Source organism: Flammeovirga pacifica, from assembly GCF_000807855.2.
GTDB classification, from domain to species: domain Bacteria; phylum Bacteroidota; class Bacteroidia; order Cytophagales; family Flammeovirgaceae; genus Flammeovirga; species Flammeovirga pacifica.
In genome coordinates this window covers 2,894,745-2,912,154 of record NZ_JRYR02000001.1, presented here as the reverse complement: position 1 = coordinate 2,912,154, position 17,410 = coordinate 2,894,745, and the positions used below count along the sequence as shown (strand labels likewise).

Here is a 17,410-nt window from a genome sequence, read left to right as displayed (position 1 = left end):
AAAAAAAGGCTTCAGAAAAAATCTGAAGCCTCTAGTGCAGAGAGTGAGGGATTCGAACCCCCGGTACCTCGCGGTACAATAGTTTTCAAGACTACCGCATTCGACCACTCTGCCAACTCTCTGTGTTATCGACGTGTGCAAATATGCAAGGTTGAATTTAAAAATCCAAAGCTAAAATCAATAAAAAATACAAATAAAATTAAATTGTTATTATCTGAATTCCTCAGGAGGATTTGATTCTGACCACAATTGAGCTTCTTCTATAGTTGTATTGATTTGGAAACCAATAAGTAAGATCATTGCAATAGTGAAAACCCAACCCATCATACCCATAAATGCTCCTAATGATCCATATAAAATATCATATGAATTAAAGGTGTCTAAATATATTCCAAATAGGGTGGAGACTAAAATCGATAAAGAAGTAGCTACAATAGACCCTGGCGTAAATATTTTTTTCTTAAGTTGATTACTCGGCGCGTATCTAAAAATCATCACAATATTGAAGAAGAACATCAATACCACAATAATGAATCTTAAGAAAAGAAGACTATAAATGGTAAACTGATTATTTAGAAAGTCATGATCATGAAGGTATTCTAATGAGTGTTTTCCCCAAATTAATAAGACGGATGAAGCACATAAAGTCATTAGAAAAAGCAAGGTTAGATTTAAGGCTGTCTGAAACTGTTTGATGTAACTTCGCTTATCTTCTAAATGATAACAGCTATTAAATGCGTTCATTAAAGTACGCATGCCTGTAGTGGCTACATAAGTTGCCCCTATAAAACCAAAAGATAGAAACCCTCCTCTTGACCTACCTTTCAGATCTTGGATCGGTCCTTCGATTGCTTGATAAACGTAATGAGGTAAAATCTCTTCTCTAAATACCTGAAGCATACTATCGAATTGCTCAAAAGGAATATAGGAGATGAGTGTATAGAAAAAAATGATAAATGGGAGCATCGCCAAACTAAAACTAAATCCTATAGCTTGACCTCTTTGTAAAAGATCATTCTGATCTACTCTATGTATTAAAGCTTTTCCAAAGGTGTAAAAAGACACCTCAGTATGAGGAACTTTAGAAGCGGTTAATCTTCCAATTAGTTTTTGATACTGATTACTGTTTTTAAGCTTTTTATGTAATTTTCTTTTGGTCACTTATGCTTCGGTAGGTTCAACAAAAAACGGTGAGATTACCTCTAAGAATTTTTGAGGGGCTCTGCACGGTCTGTAAGTTTCTTTACTCATAAAGGCTAATTTAGTCCAACCTGTATGAAGTAACTCATTATCTTGGTTAAAGATTTCGTACTCAAACTGTAATTTTACTCTTGGTAATTCTAATAACTTTGTACGAATTGTAATAAGATCATCGTACTTAGCAGGTTTGTGGTACTTAGAGAAATTTTCTAATACAGGTAACATTACTCCGTCCTCTTCCATTTCTTTGTAGCTCATGCCAAGTGAACGAATAGATTCTGTTCGACCTATTTCGAAAAACTTAGCATAATGCCCATAATAGACAAATCCCATTTGATCTGTATCTGCATAACAGATCCTTAATTTTGTTTCGTGAGTAAACATTTTCCTAAATTAATTGAATCACAAAGATACAATAAATAATATCACCTAAGTAGGACGATAAAGTAGTTTAATGCTATTTTTTAATAGATAAAACAAAAGCATTACTCTAAAAATAGAGTAATGCTTTTATATATATATCAGTATAACTGATTTTTTATTTCAAATTATTGAGCAAAGAAGTCTTTCATTCTTGAGAAGAAACTTTTACGTTTTTCTTCTTTGTGCTCATTTGATGGATTAAAGTTTTTCGATTCCCTTAATTTCTTCAGAAGCTCTTTTTCTTCAGAATTTATTTTATTAGGAGTGAAAACTGATACATGAATTAATTGATCACCAACACCGTAACCATTAATATCTCTGATACCTTTTCCTCTTAATCTTAAAACTTTACCACTTTGTGTTCCTGCATCAATTGGTACTTTAACATTACCACTTAATGTTGGTACTTCTACTGTAGTACCTAGAGCAGCATCAGCAAAGCTTAGATGAAGTTCGTAATGGATGTTCTCTCCGTCTCTATGTAAGTTAGCGTCTTCAACTGCTTCGATAACAATTAAAAGATCACCAGCAACACCACCACCTTTCGGCATGTTACCTTTACCTCTCATAGATAGTTGCATACCATCGTCTACTCCTGGAGGGATATTGATAGAAACATCTTCTTCAGTATACATTCTACCTTCTCCACCACAATTGTCACACTTGTTTTTGATGATTTTACCTTCACCATTACAAGAAGGACAAGTAGAGTTAGAAACCATTTGTCCTAACATTGTATTGACTACTTTTTGAACTTGTCCGCTACCTTGGCAAGTAGAACAAGTAGTCATGTCAGTACCATTTTTTGCACCAGTACCGTTACATGGCTCACAAGATGTATAGCGTTTAATGCGGACTTTTTTCTCCACACCTTTTGCCATCTCTTGCAAGGTCATTTTTAGTTTTATTCTTAAGTTAGAGCCTTTACGCTGACGTCTTCCGCCACCGCCGCCGCCACCGAAGAAATCTCCGAATGGACTACCGCCGCCGCCAAAGATATCACCAAAGTGGCTAAATATGTCGTCCATATTCATTCCACCACCTCCGCCGCCGAATCCACCAGATCCGTCAAACGCTTGGTGACCAAAGCGATCATATTGTGCTCTTTTTTGGTCGTCACTTAATATTTCATAAGCCTCAGCCGCTTCTTTGAATTTCTCTTCAGCTTCAGAATCTCCAGGGTTTTTATCTGGATGATATTTAATTGCTACCTTACGGTAAGCTTTTTTAACCTCACTACCTGAAGCATCTTTCGATACGCCGAGTACTTCGTAAAAATCTCTTTTAGACATCTTTGGTGTTTTTTCTTATTGTCCTACAACTACTTTAGCGAAGCGGATCACTTTATCGTTTAAGATGTAGCCGTTTTCAACAACATCAACGATTTTATCTTTAAATTCTTCTGTAGGTGCAGGAATTTGAGTAATAGCATCATGGTAATCAGTATTTAAATCTTTACCAGTAGCATCTTCCATTTGCTTCAATCCTTGACCTTCTAGTGTTTTCAACATTTTATCTTTGATCATCACTACACCGTCAAGAACTTGCTTTACTTCTTCGTTTTCTGATTTAGTATTAGCAATTGCTCTTTCAAAATCATCAATTGTAGGAATAATAGCATTCATCACTTTTTCACTACCCGTTTTTTGTAAAGTCAATTTCTCTTGAGATGTACGTCTACGGAAGTTGTCAAATTCAGAATAAAGACGTAAGTATTTGTCTTTCATTTCTGCTAATTCTTGTGATAATTTATCTACTTCAGAAAGTTCTTGAGTAGCCTCTTTTGTAGACTCTTCCTTAGTTTCTTCAGTTGTATTTTCAGAAGCAGTATCCTTAGTAGTTTCTTGAGACTCTTCAGTTACATGCTCTTCTTTATTTTCAATATTTTCTTGTCCTTTATTTTCTGCCATTTTCGTAATCATTTCTAAAGTTGAAATATACACTCCGTTTTTATCAACAATATTGCCAACTGACATATTGGGTCATTTTGTCGGAATTTTACTGACAAAGCAGGATATGTACTTTATTTATTGACTGATATTGTAAAATTCAACTGAAAAATTGTCATAAAAAAATACCTTGATGAAGTTTAACATCATCAAGGTATTCTATAGAATAATTATACTTTAATATAATTATTTTTGCCATCATTTATTTGATAAGCCCTTATGCATCAGTATTCAATTCTGATAAAGCTAACCAAGTCATAAGACCTACTCCAATTTCTAAAGCATCTTCATCGATATCAAAAGTAGGAGTATGTACAGAAGAAACAATCCCTTTTTCTTCGTTTCTTGTACCTAATCTATAGAAACATGCATCCATCTCTTGAGAGTAATAAGAGAAGTCTTCTGCTGCTAGCCAAATATCAAGATCAACAACGTTTTCTTCTCCTAAATATTCAATTGCAGCGGCTTTATTACGTCTAGTTAATTCTGGTTCGTTTACCAAGAATGGATATCCTTTTTGAATGTCCATTTCTACAGAACCACCCATACCTTCAGCTATACCTTCAGCAATTTTAGTAATTCTTTCATGTGCTTCCATTCTCCATTCTTCATTCATAGTACGGAAAGTACCCTGAACTTTTACTTCATTAGGAATAACATTAGTCGCTCCAATTGCTCTCACATCACCAAATGATAATACTGATGGAATTTTTGGAGCAGCATATCTACTTACAATTTGTTGTAATGCGACAATAATATGAGAAGTGATCACTACAGGATCAATATTTTTTTCCGGCATTGCGGCGTGTCCACCTTTACCTTTTACAGTAAAATAGATTTCGTCTGCACTTGCCATATACATTCCTTCTCTAAAACCTACCTTTCCACAATCAATAAAAGGCATTACATGTTGGCCAATTATCTTAGTAGGCTCAGGGTTTTGAAGTGCACCGTCTTTTATCATTAGAGACGCTCCTCCAGGTAATTTTTCTTCACCCGGTTGGAAAATCAATTTTATAGTACCTTCAAATTCATCTTTTAAAGTTTGAAGAATTCGAGCTGCACCAAGAAGAGAAGTAGTATGTACATCGTGCCCACAAGCATGCATCACACCTTCATTGGTAGATTTATAAGGAACATCATTGGCTTCAGTAATAGGAAGTGCATCCATATCACCTCTTAAAGCAATAATTTTCTTATCAGGATTTTTTCCTTTGATAAGTCCTACAACGCCTGTTTTAGCCACCCCTTCTTGAACTTCAATACCATAACTTTTCAGTTTTTCGGCAACAAATTTTGCTGTTTCAAATTCTTGATAAGAAAGTTCGGGATGTGCATGAAGATGATGTCTATTAGCAACAATCTCTTCTAAATTCTCTTTTACTAATGATTTTATTTGATCTGTTAGGCTCATGTCAAGCGTTGTATATTTTGATAATTCCATTTTAGTAAAAAATATACTACGGAATTAATATAGATTTTGATGTAAATTTAATGAATTAATAAATAATATGAGGATATCTCAGATTAGATATTCTATCGTCTAGAATTTTTAGCTGCATTTCGGGCTGGTATGATGGCAGCGAATAACGTAATTGTTGTTACTGTGATACAAATAATTAGAAAGTCTTGCCATCTTGTTTCCACAGGGTAAGCATCCAAAATACCATTATTTGCACCTGTACTTATCCATTGAAACCTCTCTTGTGCAAAGCAAAAAGAATAGCCTGATATTAATCCAAATATAGCCCCAGATAAAGCTACAAGGGCGCCTTCCAAAATAAATATCATTCTTATCATCCTATTGGTAGCACCCATCGATTTTAAGATGTTCATGTCATGTGACTTTTCTATAGATAGCATGGCTAAAGCAAAAAACACATTGAATGAAGCAATACCTAGAATTAATGCAAAAGTACCATAAGTAAAGAACTTTTCGATTTTTAAAGCTCTTAAAACTTGGGATTGTTGTTCGGGTCGTGTTTTGACAATAAAGTCATCACCGATAGCTTCTAGTAAGGCCGCTTTTACATTATTTGCATTGTAATGATCATTCACTTTGATCTCAAGGCCTGTTCTTAGGTTATCATAATTCAATAGTGAATTAGCAAACTTAATAGGCACAATAACTGTTGATTGATCGAACTGAGGTTCTGCAACAAATACACCACCAGCTTGAATAATTTTTTTATTAAAAGCTTTGGTAGGGTCTAAAGAAGCTTTTCCTTTTCTTTTAGGGTACCAAAACTGAAGAGGATACATGCTATCTCGTAACCTTAAACCCAATTCTTGATAAACACCAGAACCAACTAATGCATATCTATTATCATTATTATATAAGGTATTAGTACCTAAAACAACAGTAGTATCAATTTGGGTTTGCACAGCAAAGTTATCACTCACCCCCTTCATGTTTACTACTTTCTGTTTGTTGTTATAAAGTATTAATACTTTATCCTCTATCACTTCTGTAATAGCTTCAACACCTTCAATATTTTCAATTTTATTTCTTAGTGTCCACTCATAAGGAAATGACTTGCCTTCTTTTACTTCAATTTTTAATTCAGGATTATGCCTATTAAACATTCCCGTAAGTGTTCTTTCCATCCCATTAAATAAGGATAAAACAATTACAAGGGCAGCTGTACCAAAACCAACACCTACCATTGCAATATTAGAAAGTGTTTGTATAAAGTTCTGTTGGATAAATTGTTCCGCCATCCCTTTATATGTTTTTCTAATATGTTTTGGGGAGAAGGTAAAAAGGACACCAATGGCTTTTCCTATAAAAACTAAAAGCCCAAAAGTCATTTGAACCACTAAGATCAATAACATCAAAGGAATATTTTTGATGTTTCTTTGTGAAAGGAAATACCTTTTAGATATAAAAAATGGAAGTCTAAATTTTGACATCAACTCAATTAATTTCCCTCTTTCAATAATGATATCGAAAGATTTAAAATGACTATCTTCGTACTAATGATACAAAGTTAAGCTAAGAGATGAAATCTCAATATAAATCTCAAATTACTTCTATTAAACTATTTAAAAAATTTAGCTTTCTACTATATATGACCGTTATTTGGGTGTTACTTTGAAATTGAGGGTAGTCTTAACGACGAAAAATACAATTGAAATAGATTGTAAAAGGATATGATAAAAAATATATTGATAATAATTTCCCTGTTTGTTTCTACTAATATTTTCGGTCAAAATGCGAGGACATTTTGGAAACTATCACAGAAAGGAGAATATGATAAAATCTATAAAAAATTAATAAAGGAAACGGATGATATCAATGAGAGTGCATCATTAAATTATATATGGGGTTTATACTATATAAAAAATGATGAAGTTTATGATTTAGATACAGCTTACAATTATCTTCAGAAAGCCGATACATTATGGAAACAAGCAGATGATGAGCTAAAAGCGAAGTTTACTAAATTTTATGTTACGAATGATTCTATTAAAACGTGGATAACATATGTAGAAGCATCGGCCTATAGAGCAGCAACAAAAGAAATGACCGAAAAGGCGTTTATAGACTATATCAATAAATACCCTCACTCATTAATTTTACCAAAGGCCATAGACAAAAGAGATAGTTTAGGTTTTGAAATTGCAAGGCAATCTCATACTTATGCTTCTTATGAACTGTTTTTAAGAAGTTATCCTGATGCAAAGCAATCTCAAGAGGCCTTATCACAATATGAGAAGCTGGTTTTTCAGCATAAAACAAAAAATGCTGATGAACAATCTTTAAGACTCTTTTTGATGGAACACCCTGACTCACCTTATAAAGAGAAGGTAGAGAAAGAATTATATGATATTATTACAGCTTATAAAACGAAGATAGCCTACGAACATTTTATAAGAGATTTTTCAAATTCTGATCTAAGTAATCAAGCTATTTTTCAACTTTTCTTATTATCGAGTAATAAGGATAGCTTACTACAGTTGTACCCACAATGGGAGGAATATGATTATTATAAAAAACTACTTCAAGAAAGTCAGTTTATTAAGTACCCCGTTTCAGTAAATCAGAAAATAGGTTTTATCAATGTGTATGGTGAAATGAAAATTCAGCCAGAGTATAATAATGTAGATGCATCTTATATGTGTAATGGCACTGATAAATTATTTCTTTCGGTTACTGATTCCAGCAATCAAATAGGATTAATTGATTTTACCCAAAAAGTAATGATTCCTTTTGAATATGATCAAATAGAAAAAGTATATGAAGGAATATATACTATAAATAAAGGGAATAAAATAGGACTTTATGCATTGGGAGAAGGAGAATGGATTCCTCCAACTTACGATCAAATTATACCAATAAGTAGACGATTGTATGGAGTAAGAATGAAATCACGTTGGGGCATTATTTCTGTAGACGGTGAATTGAAATTTCCTATTGAGGCAGGGCAGTTGATTACTGTATCAGAAAATATGATACTTGTGATGAAAAAAGGGCGTTGGGCACAGTTTAGCGAAAGCGATGTATATAATGCTACTATTGCTAGGGATGATAGTCAATTTATTTATGAAGGATACAAAACGATAAAAGACAATTGGTATATTCTTCAGGAAAATGAAAAATGGACTGTATTTACACCTAATGGAGAGAAATACACTAAAGATTATGATGGGATAACAGATGCTTTAGACAAGAAGCATTGGTGGGTAAATAATGACACAACATATACTCTATTAACTTATACAAATGATATTGTTGTTGATAGTTTGCATACTGTTTATGAATATCCGCAAGGATTTATTTCTAAGAAAGGAAATGAATGGGATGCTTACTCATGGGAAGGGGATTCATTATATTCTATTACAGCTGATACTTTGTTTTTTTATCAGAATAGGAATGATTTGGTGTATAGCCAAGATAAAACGGTCTCATTTCATTTTAAAAATGGTTCGGATTGTTCATTAGAAAAATATTCTGATTGGTCTGTAGTTTATGTTACTCAGGAATCTGATACAGTATCTTATATTGCTGCAAAATTTAAGAAAAATGGGAAATATGCTTTATTGAATGAAAAAGGACATCAAGTAATGACACCTCAGTTTTCTCGAATGGAAGTATTTAAACATGGTGTAATTGCTAAATATGGAAGCTTAGAATACTACTATAATTTTAAAGGAGATAAAATAATCCCTAAAGGATATGAGAGTATTACTGTTCATGGAGAGTATTTGCATTTGTATTCTAAAAAGAAATATGGATTTTATGATGTGAATTCAAAATTAAAAATAGAACCTATTTTTGATGCAGCAATTCAACCAACAACTTTAACTAAGAAAGGGGTTAATTTATGGTTAGGTAGTAAAGGAGGTAAAAAAGGATTTTTTGATATTCACAAATTAAATAATGCAAGCTTCTACTATGAGGATATTCAACTTTTAAATATGGATACTACATCAGCTTTTGTTTTTGAAGATGAACAATGGAAATTATTGGATGTTCAACATAATACAATCAAAATGTCTTGTGATGAATATCAGGTAAAAGAATCAAATGATTCTACTTTTTGGTTGAAATATAAAAAAGGAAATGGTTTTGGTGTTTATCATTCAGTAACGGGAGATATTATTTACCCAGAATTTCAAAATGTGATCAATTTGGGATCATTAGAAGTTCCACTTTTTATGGTGAATCAATTTATTCATCAAGCAGATTTAAATATAATATTGTATCTGAATAAGGAAGGAAAGGTAGTCTATCAATCATTATTAAAGCCAGAAAGTTATAAAAATATAAATTGTCAATAAAACACCTCCTAATGTGTGAAAATGACGTTTATATGCATTGTTAGGGTACCTAAAACCATGATTAATAAACTATTAAATACTGCAAAATGTATGTTAATAGTTTGGAATTATTCATCTAAAAAAAAATATACTGAATTTTATCATTGTTTTTTGAGGGCATTATTTCCTAAATAGCATATGAAATATAAATGATAGTATTTTTGAGTGTGTGTTAGGTTTTCCATGAGGATAGAAAATTAAAGAAACATACGAACAACTAACATTCAAATAATTTCTTCTTAGGATGAAATTAGAGGAGATTCGATAGTTAAGAATTAAGTTAAGATTATGAAAAAGAAATTATTACTTCTTCTTGTACTGCTCGGAATAGAGCTGACAGTAGGAGTTGCACCTGTGCTAGCAGCTGGAGGGGAACATGCTGAGGCGGCACCTTGGTCTGTAATACCATTTGCAACATTGTTGATTATGATAGCCACAGGCCCATTATTTTATGAGAAATTTTGGCATCACAATTATCCAAAAGTAGCTGTAGGTTTAGCAGCAGTAGTAGTTAGTTATTATATTTTTGTTTTACATGATACTCATGGGCCAATCCATGCCTTTTTTGAGTATTTCCAATTTATAGCTCTATTATCTGGTCTATATATCGCCTCAGGTGGTATTATGATTAAAGTAGACAAAAAAGGAACTCCATTGGTAAATACTTTACTATTAGTCTTTGGAGCTGTGATATCAAATATTATTGGAACAACAGGAGCATCAATGTTATTGATTCGACCATTTATGAGATTGAATCAAGAAAGAATCCAACCCTACCACGTTGTCTTCTTTATCTTCATAGTAAGTAACGTAGGTGGAGCATTAACACCAATAGGTGACCCTCCATTATTCTTAGGTTTCCTTAAAGGTGTGCCTTTTGAGTGGACATTGATTCACTCAGTTCCGATGTGGGCCTTCACTATTGCTATGTTAGCTACTGTTTTCTTCTTCTTTGATAAGAGATTTATCAACAAGAAAAATTTACTTTTTGATGAAGAAACAGAGAAAGAATATTCAAATAAAATTACAGTTACAGGGTCTAAAAACTTTGCGTGGTTAGCTGTATTAGTAGGTGCTGTATTTTTAGATCCTTCTAAGATTTCTTGGTTACCAGGTATACTTCAAACACATGAAGGTATGTCAATTGGTTTCTTAAGCGATTTACAACACCATGAAGGAGCAACCTTATTCTCTTTTATTAGAGAGGTAATTATGTTATCAGTGGCTTATATGTCATTTAAATTTGCTGATCAAAAAGCAATTAAAGGCAATGAATTTAATTTCGAGCCAATTAGAGAGGTAGCATTTATATTCATAGGTATTTTCGGTACTATGATGCCAGCTTTACAATTAGTAGGTGGTTTTGCTGCTTCAGAATCAGGAGCTGCATTAATTAATCACAATACATTGTATTGGGCGACAGGATCTTTATCTGGTATTTTGGATAACGCTCCAACATATTTGAATTTCTTGACTGCCGCTATGGCTTCTAAAGGAGCTGATATTAATAGTGCTCAGCAAGTTTTAGATTTCACAAATGGTATTGTGAATGGAGCTCCTAATCATGAGGCTCAATTAGAATTATTAGCCATTTCAGTTGCTGCTGTATTCTTTGGAGCAATGACTTATATTGGTAATGGTCCTAACTTTATGGTAAAATCTATTGCAGAGCAATCTGGTGTAGAAATGCCATCATTCTTCGGATATATATTAAGATACTCTTTACCAATCTTATTCAGTATTCTGATTGTAGTTTGGTTAGTGTTCTTCGCTTTTGCATAAGTGATATAAAATATTACAAAAAAACCTCTTACATCGCATGTAAGAGGTTTTTTTGTACAACTTTTGATTAGAAAGGATGTATCACACCTTAAATCATCAAAGAAATAAACATTCATACTTCATGACATATTTAAAAAAATATTATTTGCTCTTCGTTTTACTATCAACATTGTGCTTTAGCTGTCAAGATGATACAGAGGAAACCATACCTGATGTATCGAATATTGAGGTAAATGTAGAAGTGCGTCATTTAGAAGATGAACTTTTTGCATTAACATCAAGAGATCAGATTGTTAAATATTTGATTGAGAATCCAGAAATTGAAAAAAAATATTTTTTACAAGCTAGGTTATATCCAACAAGAGAAGTATTGGTAGAGGCATTGCATGATTTTTTATCAAAACCAGAAAACGATACTTTACGAATGGACGCCAAAGAAGTATATGGTGATTTTGAACCTCAAAGAAAACAATTAGAAACTGCATTTAAATACATCAAGTACTATTACCCTGATTTTAAAGAGCCTAAAGTATATACGAGTGTTTCAGGATTTGGGAACTGGGGCTTTGGAGGAGATGTGTTGGATTTTGGTGATATGATTGTCTTGGGACTAGATTATTTTACCGGACCTACAGCCACTTATACTGTACCTGAAACGCCAGGGTACATTTTAAAGCGATACACTAAAGATTATATTGTGCCATTTACAATTCAGATTATGTCCAATAGGTATAATCAAGTAAATGATAAAGATCGTACGGTACTTGCTCAAATGATAGCTTGGGGTAAGGCATATGAATTTGTAGATAAAACAATGCCTTATTTAGAAGATTCTATTAAAGTGGGTTACAGCTCAAGAGAATTGTATGAAGTGCAATATAATGAGGGGTATGTGTGGTCACACTTTGTAGAAAATGAGCTATTATATAAATCTGAAAGAATGACAGTTAAACGTTATGTTGATGATAGACCAAGTACCACAGAAATTTCTGGTGATAGTCCCGGTAGAATCGGAAGGTGGCTTGGATGGCAAATTGTAGAAAGTTATATGAAGAATAACAAAGAAGTTGATTTCCAGTCTATGATGAAAGAAAAAGATGCTCGAAGAATTTTACAAAAGTCTAAGTATAAGCCAGATAATCGTAAATAATTATAATAGGATCTGTTGAAAGCTAAACAAATATTAGACTATATTAAATCGTCTTAAAGGATTATGTATCCTAGGTGAATATGGTTAATATTGATTATCAAAATAGATCTCCAAACAAGGTTAATATAAAATATTTAGTATTCAGGATATTATAACATATAATATACCGATACTGTAATGGTATTATTTATATCCTCGTTTACTGAGCCTCCCATCTTGATTTTCGAGATGTGGAGGTTTTTGTTTGGAAAAACTGAAATAAAAAAGGTGGATAACTTATTAGTTATCCACCTAGGCATCTTTTTTTACAACTTTAAGGATTTAATGTTTTTCTAAGGATTAAGCCCCTGATTTGTCTAATATTTTTTCTTTATATTTTTTTACTTGGCGACGTAAAGACTCTGTTGCTTCGTCAGTAGCAGCTTCGAAAGATACTCCATGCTTTTTAGCTACAAGTGTATCACCTGGAAGGCGAAGCTTAATTTCCACAACTTTATTGTCTCGACTATTGTCACTATTTTTTTGTACTCTTAGGAATACTTCCCCATCTACGAATCTGTCATAAAAAGTCTCCAATTTGTCTACTTTTTGTTGTATGAATTCGATTAATTTTTGGTCTGCTGTGAAATGTATTGATTGGATGTCGAGTTTCATATTCTTACAGTTTTAAATGTGTTGTGAAATATTTTTATTTTATAATCAAAAGATGCCTTATAACCTTAAAAACGTAATTTATTAATAATAAATACCTTGCCCTTAAAGTGAATAATTGTCCGTTTATTAATATTTAATATAACGGTTTTTGTTCACATTAGTTGTAAAATTTCAAGATATTTTTTTCAGATTTAAGACTTTTTATTTCCTCCTCTTGGATGTGCCTGAGTGTGAACACTTTTCATTCTTTTAAGGGTAGAATGGGTGTAAATTTGCGTTGCCGATAAATTAGCATGCCCAAGCAATTCTTTGATGTCATTAAGTTGAGCACCATTCTCCAACATACTAGTGGCAAAAGAGTGTCTTAGCACGTGAGGACTTTTTTTACTTGTTGTCGTATGCTCACTCAAATACTTCTTAACGATTTGATAGAGCTGTGGGTAGTTCAAGGCGGTACCCTTTTGATGGATAAATAATGCTGTAGAATCAAATGTATTTCTTTCTTTTAAATAGTTATTGAGTTGTTGTATTAATACCGAATGTAGTGGTATCAATCTTTCTTTATTTCTTTTTCCTAGAACCTTAATTGTTTTAGTAGAAAAGTCAATATCTTTCACTTCTATACCTAATAACTCAGAAGCTCTTAAACCAGTTCCATATAAGAATTCTAAAATTAATTTATTTCTGATTCCTTCAAAAGAGTTGTCAAAAGCATCTCGATTGAATAGGGCTTCCATCTCGCTGGCTTTAACGTACTGTGGTAGCCTTTTTGGAGTTTTGATAGAATGTATACCTCTAGAAGGATCGGAAGTAATAGCATCGATTTTACGGAGGTATTTGAAGAAGCTTTTAATTGAAGCGATTTTTCGATTAACACTCTTATTACTAAGCTTTTCCTCCATTAAAGAGGCAATCCATAATCTAATTTCTGATTTACTACAATTCTCTATAAGAAAGTGCGGTTGCTCATTTTTTAGGAAATCTTCAAATTGGTTTAAATCAATAGTGTAAGCTGTTACTGTGTGCTCACTTACTTTCTTTTCATACTTTAAATAATCAAAGAAAGATTGTAGTGATGATTTCATTTTGACGATATACTAAACTATGGTAATTATTAAGAGATAATATCTAATGTTGCTAATAATGATATCACTACTAATTAAATCAAAAAGTAGAAGACCTTCATGTGGTAATTCTATCCTAACCATAAATTAATATTTTTCTTCTTGATTTGAAAATGAACTCATAAAAAAAGCCCATCATAAATAAATATGATAGGCTTTTTTGAAAAGAACTGTACTAATTAAGCACCTGCTTCCGTTCTCATTTTGATTTTGTAAGCAGCTTTAATAGATTTCTTTCTACTAGTTACTGATTCCTTCTCATAGTACGCACGTCCACGTAATTCGCGAAGTACTTTTGTTCTCTCAAATTTCTTTTTGAAACGCTTAAGAGCACGGTCGATTGACTCGTTGTCTTTTACTTTAATTTCGATCATTATATTCTCCTTGTTTATAAGGTATTTTCAAATTCAATCCATGATTTCGGACGGCAAATATAATCAAGATTTAAATAAAAAGGAAGTGATTTCGAAAAATATTCACTTTGAATTCTAAATGATTCTTATTGACTATCAATAGTTAAGGCCTGTATTTTCCCTTCTATCTCCTCCCAAGGGAAGTCTAAATAGGTTGCTAATGATAATAAATCGCCCTTTTTGAGTACTTCAGAGGCATTCGGACATGAATTACTTTGTCCATCACGAATCATAGCGAGCAGATTGCACTCATATTTAGTATTTTCTAAAACTTTAAATAAACACAGTTGTAACTCTTTCCATGTTATTCCATTGATTTTATCTATCTTAACAGTCATAGGATTGGCTCCTTGGGTGTTATAAAGTAAATCTTCGATCACTAAAGCACTATAAGGATCTTGACATTCTTGCACAATTGCAAGGGTTGATAAATCGGAACTTATATAGGTAGCATTGTTCTTTTCAAACATCCATAAATTAGCCATATCGACCAAAATATAGAGCAGTCTAGTCTTAGAAGAATCTATGAATCTTTCTAATAAATCTAATGTGACTTTTGTACTTCCATCCGAGCTTGATTTTGTATTATCTGTAGGGAAAACAATAACGGTTTTGTTACTTTTTACTCCAGACTTCTCATAGGTTTCCTTTTGTAGAGGACATGCCTTAATAAAATGTATATTAGGTAAATGTGCTATTTCTTCAGGTAACTCAGAAATGTTATCATCAACAAAACAAATTCCAACAGATTTCTCTACCACTCTTAATTCTTCGATAAAATGCTTTGCTACATTACTTCCGGGGAAATTAAAGACGATGTACCCACCGCTGTATGGATTTTTCATGAAACCTAATTTTTTTTGTTGTTTGTAAAATTCTTTATAATCAAATGCGGCACTAAATAAAGCCCCTACAAAGGCAATACTTACAGTACTTAATAACATAGTAATAATACGGCCTGCTAATGTTTCTGCAGGAGCATTTCCATATCCCACTGTTGTGGCAGTTTGCCAAGTTTGCCATACCGCTTCATTCCAAGTAACCGCTTCTATGTATTTAAATAGAATAGCAAATAACACATTGATGCCAATGGTATATAGAAATACTTTTTTTAGCCATATTAATGGTTCTGCATCTTGGTGTATCCTAAACCGTTTGATTAAACTAAGAATCATAAGTCTTTTTGTTTAGTTTATTTACTGTTGTCTTTGTAATGATATTTGAAAGCGTTATTCTCTAAATTCTGATAACCTTCTTTGTATAAATCGTTATCAGGTATTTGTTTCTTTTTGTGGCTAAAAGTAGTTTCGACTCCTCGGTATAAATAGGCGAGAATAAATCCCACAACACTACCCGCAAGGTGAGATTCCCATGAAATACCCTTTTCGTTAGGAACTAAACCTATCAGCATGCCATGGTTTAGTACCGCTACACATAATGATATAATTAAAGAACTAGGGTCCTTCTGGAAAATACCTAAAAAAAATAAAAAGGCAGCGATACCATATATTACTCCACTAGCACCGATATGAAAAGACGGTCTTGCCAATAACCAAACTAAAGCACCACTAAATAGACTGAGTTGTAATAATACCTTTCCTGCAATTTTGGGAACAAAATAAAACAATGAAAACCCTAAAATGGCAAAAGAAATGGTATTGCTAAAAAGGTGTTTAAATCCACCGTGAATAAAAGGATGAAAGAGTATGCCAAAAAAACCTAATCGATTTCTAGGGTATACACCAAATTGATAAAGATGAATATCCAACGAAAGTTCTAAGACATATAAGAACCATGCGATGGATATTAAAAGTAAAGGTATACGTACTTCTTTACTTCTTAGCATCTTGTTTATTTTCTTCCTTAAGTTCTTTCTTTTTATCATCAAAACGTTTGTAAGCTGTGATGATATTTTTTACAAGTCTATGTCTAACTACATCTTTTTGACTTAAATGAAGTACTTTGATTCCAGGTACATTTTCTAGAATCCTAGATGATGTGACCAAACCAGATTTTTGACGTGGTGGTAAATCAATTTGTGAAACATCACCAGTAATTATCATTTTTGAATCTAAACCTAAACGAGTAAGCAACATTTTCATTTGCATCTCAGTAGTATTTTGAGCTTCATCTAACAATACAAACGCATTACTTAATGTACGGCCTCTCATATAGGCTAATGGAGCAATTTCGATGACTCTGTTTTCCATATAAAACTTTAATTTTTCAGATGGAATCATGTCATCAAGAGCATCATATATAGGCCTTAAGTAAGGATCTACTTTATCTTTTAAATCACCAGGAAGAAAACCTAAACTTTCTCCAGCTTCTACAGCAGGACGTGAGATAATAATTCTTTTTACCTGTTTATTTTTTAATGCTTTTACTGCCAATGCGGTTGCTACATAAGTTTTACCGGTACCTGCAGGCCCTAAGGCAAAAACGAGATCGTTTTTCTTTACAGCATCTACTAATTTCTGTTGGTTACTTGTTTTAGGGCGGATGGCAATTCCTTTAGCCCCATACAGTAAAATTTCATCTTTAATATCTGCATCTTGTAGATCTGCATTCATTTCTACATAATCCAGTATATTGTCTACTGTAACTTTCCCGAATTTTCTGTAATGAAGAAGTAATTCGTTAATGGCTTTATGTACTTTTATTATTTCAGCACTTGTTCCTTGGATACGAATTTCACTCCCTCTAGCAATTATTTTACTGTTAGGAAATGCAGTAGATAATTCTTTAATATTACTATTGTCGACACCTAAAAAATCAACCAAGGCGACGTCTTCTAATGGAATTACTTTTTCTATCAAGCGTTTATGATTTAAATTGAGTCTTTGTTCTAATTTGTTTTCTTTTCAGGTATGTTTGGAACATTTATGGTTT

The 17,410-nt window shown here is 32.6% G+C and carries 15 protein-coding genes and 1 tRNA gene; 3 read left to right on the top strand and 13 right to left on the bottom strand.

Annotated features, from left to right (window positions below):
• Positions 1-37: 37 nt before the first annotated feature.
• From NH26_RS11300 to NH26_RS11270, 7 genes are all read right to left on the bottom strand, one after another.
• Positions 38-122, bottom strand: a tRNA-Ser gene (locus NH26_RS11300).
• An 88-nt stretch (positions 123-210) separates the two neighbouring features.
• Positions 211-1,161: a YihY/virulence factor BrkB family protein gene (locus NH26_RS11295; protein ID WP_044223069.1), complete on the bottom strand. Its 951-nt coding sequence runs from the start codon at positions 1,159-1,161 to the stop codon at positions 211-213.
• Positions 1,162-1,584 (bottom strand): acyl-CoA thioesterase, encoded by a 423-nt coding sequence (locus tag NH26_RS11290; RefSeq protein WP_044223066.1) that lies wholly within the window; start codon positions 1,582-1,584, stop codon positions 1,162-1,164. It abuts the gene before it with no gap.
• A 164-nt stretch (positions 1,585-1,748) separates the two neighbouring features.
• Positions 1,749-2,915, bottom strand: a complete 1,167-nt coding sequence (gene dnaJ / locus NH26_RS11285) for a molecular chaperone DnaJ (protein ID WP_044223063.1) — start codon at positions 2,913-2,915, stop codon at positions 1,749-1,751.
• Positions 2,916-2,930: 15 nt separating this feature from the next.
• Complete coding sequence (locus NH26_RS11280; RefSeq protein WP_242427321.1) at positions 2,931-3,599, bottom strand: nucleotide exchange factor GrpE; 669 nt, start codon at positions 3,597-3,599, stop codon at positions 2,931-2,933.
• Between the two features lie 190 nt (positions 3,600-3,789).
• Positions 3,790-4,986 carry a M20 metallopeptidase family protein gene (locus NH26_RS11275; RefSeq protein ID WP_044223203.1) on the bottom strand — a complete coding sequence of 399 codons (1,197 nt, stop codon included), beginning with the start codon at positions 4,984-4,986 and terminating at the stop codon, positions 3,790-3,792.
• Between the two features lie 122 nt (positions 4,987-5,108).
• Complete coding sequence (locus NH26_RS11270; protein WP_084812144.1) at positions 5,109-6,485, bottom strand: ABC transporter permease; 1,377 nt, start codon at positions 6,483-6,485, stop codon at positions 5,109-5,111.
• 240 nt (positions 6,486-6,725) lie between these two features.
• Here NH26_RS11270 and NH26_RS11265 point away from each other — a divergent pair, with 240 nt between their 5' ends.
• The 3 genes from NH26_RS11265 (at position 6,726) to gldB (ending at position 12,327) form a co-directional block, all read left to right on the top strand.
• Positions 6,726-9,356, top strand: coding sequence for a WG repeat-containing protein (locus tag NH26_RS11265; RefSeq protein ID WP_044223060.1), 2,631 nt, complete (start codon positions 6,726-6,728; stop codon positions 9,354-9,356).
• 327 nt (positions 9,357-9,683) lie between these two features.
• On the top strand, positions 9,684-11,177 hold the full coding sequence (locus NH26_RS11260; RefSeq protein WP_044223057.1) for a sodium:proton antiporter: 1,494 nt from the start codon (positions 9,684-9,686) through the stop codon (positions 11,175-11,177).
• Positions 11,178-11,298: 121 nt separating this feature from the next.
• The gene (gene gldB / locus NH26_RS11255; RefSeq protein ID WP_139263016.1) at positions 11,299-12,327 is read left to right on the top strand and encodes a gliding motility lipoprotein GldB; all 1,029 of its coding nucleotides are present in this window, start codon (positions 11,299-11,301) and stop codon (positions 12,325-12,327) included.
• Between the two features lie 339 nt (positions 12,328-12,666).
• On the opposite strand, the gene hpf is transcribed toward gldB, so the two are convergent.
• The 6 genes from hpf to NH26_RS11225 form a co-directional block, all read right to left on the bottom strand.
• A complete protein-coding gene (gene hpf, locus NH26_RS11250) occupies positions 12,667-12,981 on the bottom strand; it encodes a ribosome hibernation-promoting factor, HPF/YfiA family (RefSeq protein WP_044223054.1) in 315 nt (104 codons plus the stop codon).
• Positions 12,982-13,172: 191 nt separating this feature from the next.
• Positions 13,173-14,066, bottom strand: a complete 894-nt coding sequence (gene xerA, locus NH26_RS11245) for a site-specific tyrosine recombinase/integron integrase (RefSeq protein ID WP_044223051.1) — start codon at positions 14,064-14,066, stop codon at positions 13,173-13,175.
• 218 nt (positions 14,067-14,284) lie between these two features.
• On the bottom strand, positions 14,285-14,479 hold the full coding sequence (rpsU, locus tag NH26_RS11240; RefSeq protein WP_044223049.1) for a 30S ribosomal protein S21: 195 nt from the start codon (positions 14,477-14,479) through the stop codon (positions 14,285-14,287).
• Between the two features lie 125 nt (positions 14,480-14,604).
• Positions 14,605-15,693, bottom strand: a complete 1,089-nt coding sequence (locus tag NH26_RS11235) for an ion channel (RefSeq protein ID WP_084812143.1) — start codon at positions 15,691-15,693, stop codon at positions 14,605-14,607.
• A 17-nt stretch (positions 15,694-15,710) separates the two neighbouring features.
• Entirely contained in the window at positions 15,711-16,364 is a 654-nt protein-coding gene (locus NH26_RS11230; protein ID WP_044223195.1) for a rhomboid family intramembrane serine protease, read from the bottom strand.
• Entirely contained in the window at positions 16,351-17,337 is a 987-nt protein-coding gene (locus tag NH26_RS11225) for a PhoH family protein (RefSeq protein ID WP_044223043.1), read from the bottom strand. Before NH26_RS11225 ends, NH26_RS11230 begins: the two co-directional genes overlap by 14 nt.
• Positions 17,338-17,410: the final 73 nt, after the last annotated feature.

Coding starts and splice junctions, on each gene's coding strand:
- NH26_RS11290 (WP_044223066.1), bottom strand. CDS start 1,584: ATGTTTACTCACGAAACAAAATTAAGGATCTGTTATGCAGATACAGAT.
- dnaJ (WP_044223063.1), bottom strand. CDS start 2,915: ATGTCTAAAAGAGATTTTTACGAAGTACTCGGCGTATCGAAAGATGCT.
- NH26_RS11280 (WP_242427321.1), bottom strand. CDS start 3,599: ATGTCAGTTGGCAATATTGTTGATAAAAACGGAGTGTATATTTCAACT.
- NH26_RS11275 (WP_044223203.1), bottom strand. CDS start 4,986: ATGAGCCTAACAGATCAAATAAAATCATTAGTAAAAGAGAATTTAGAA.
- NH26_RS11270 (WP_084812144.1), bottom strand. CDS start 6,485: ATGTCAAAATTTAGACTTCCATTTTTTATATCTAAAAGGTATTTCCTT.
- NH26_RS11265 (WP_044223060.1), top strand. CDS start 6,726: ATGATAAAAAATATATTGATAATAATTTCCCTGTTTGTTTCTACTAAT.
- NH26_RS11260 (WP_044223057.1), top strand. CDS start 9,684: ATGAAAAAGAAATTATTACTTCTTCTTGTACTGCTCGGAATAGAGCTG.
- gldB (WP_139263016.1), top strand. CDS start 11,299: ATGACATATTTAAAAAAATATTATTTGCTCTTCGTTTTACTATCAACA.
- hpf (WP_044223054.1), bottom strand. CDS start 12,981: ATGAAACTCGACATCCAATCAATACATTTCACAGCAGACCAAAAATTA.
- xerA (WP_044223051.1), bottom strand. CDS start 14,066: ATGAAATCATCACTACAATCTTTCTTTGATTATTTAAAGTATGAAAAG.
- rpsU (WP_044223049.1), bottom strand. CDS start 14,479: ATGATCGAAATTAAAGTAAAAGACAACGAGTCAATCGACCGTGCTCTT.
- NH26_RS11235 (WP_084812143.1), bottom strand. CDS start 15,693: ATGATTCTTAGTTTAATCAAACGGTTTAGGATACACCAAGATGCAGAA.
- NH26_RS11230 (WP_044223195.1), bottom strand. CDS start 16,364: ATGCTAAGAAGTAAAGAAGTACGTATACCTTTACTTTTAATATCCATC.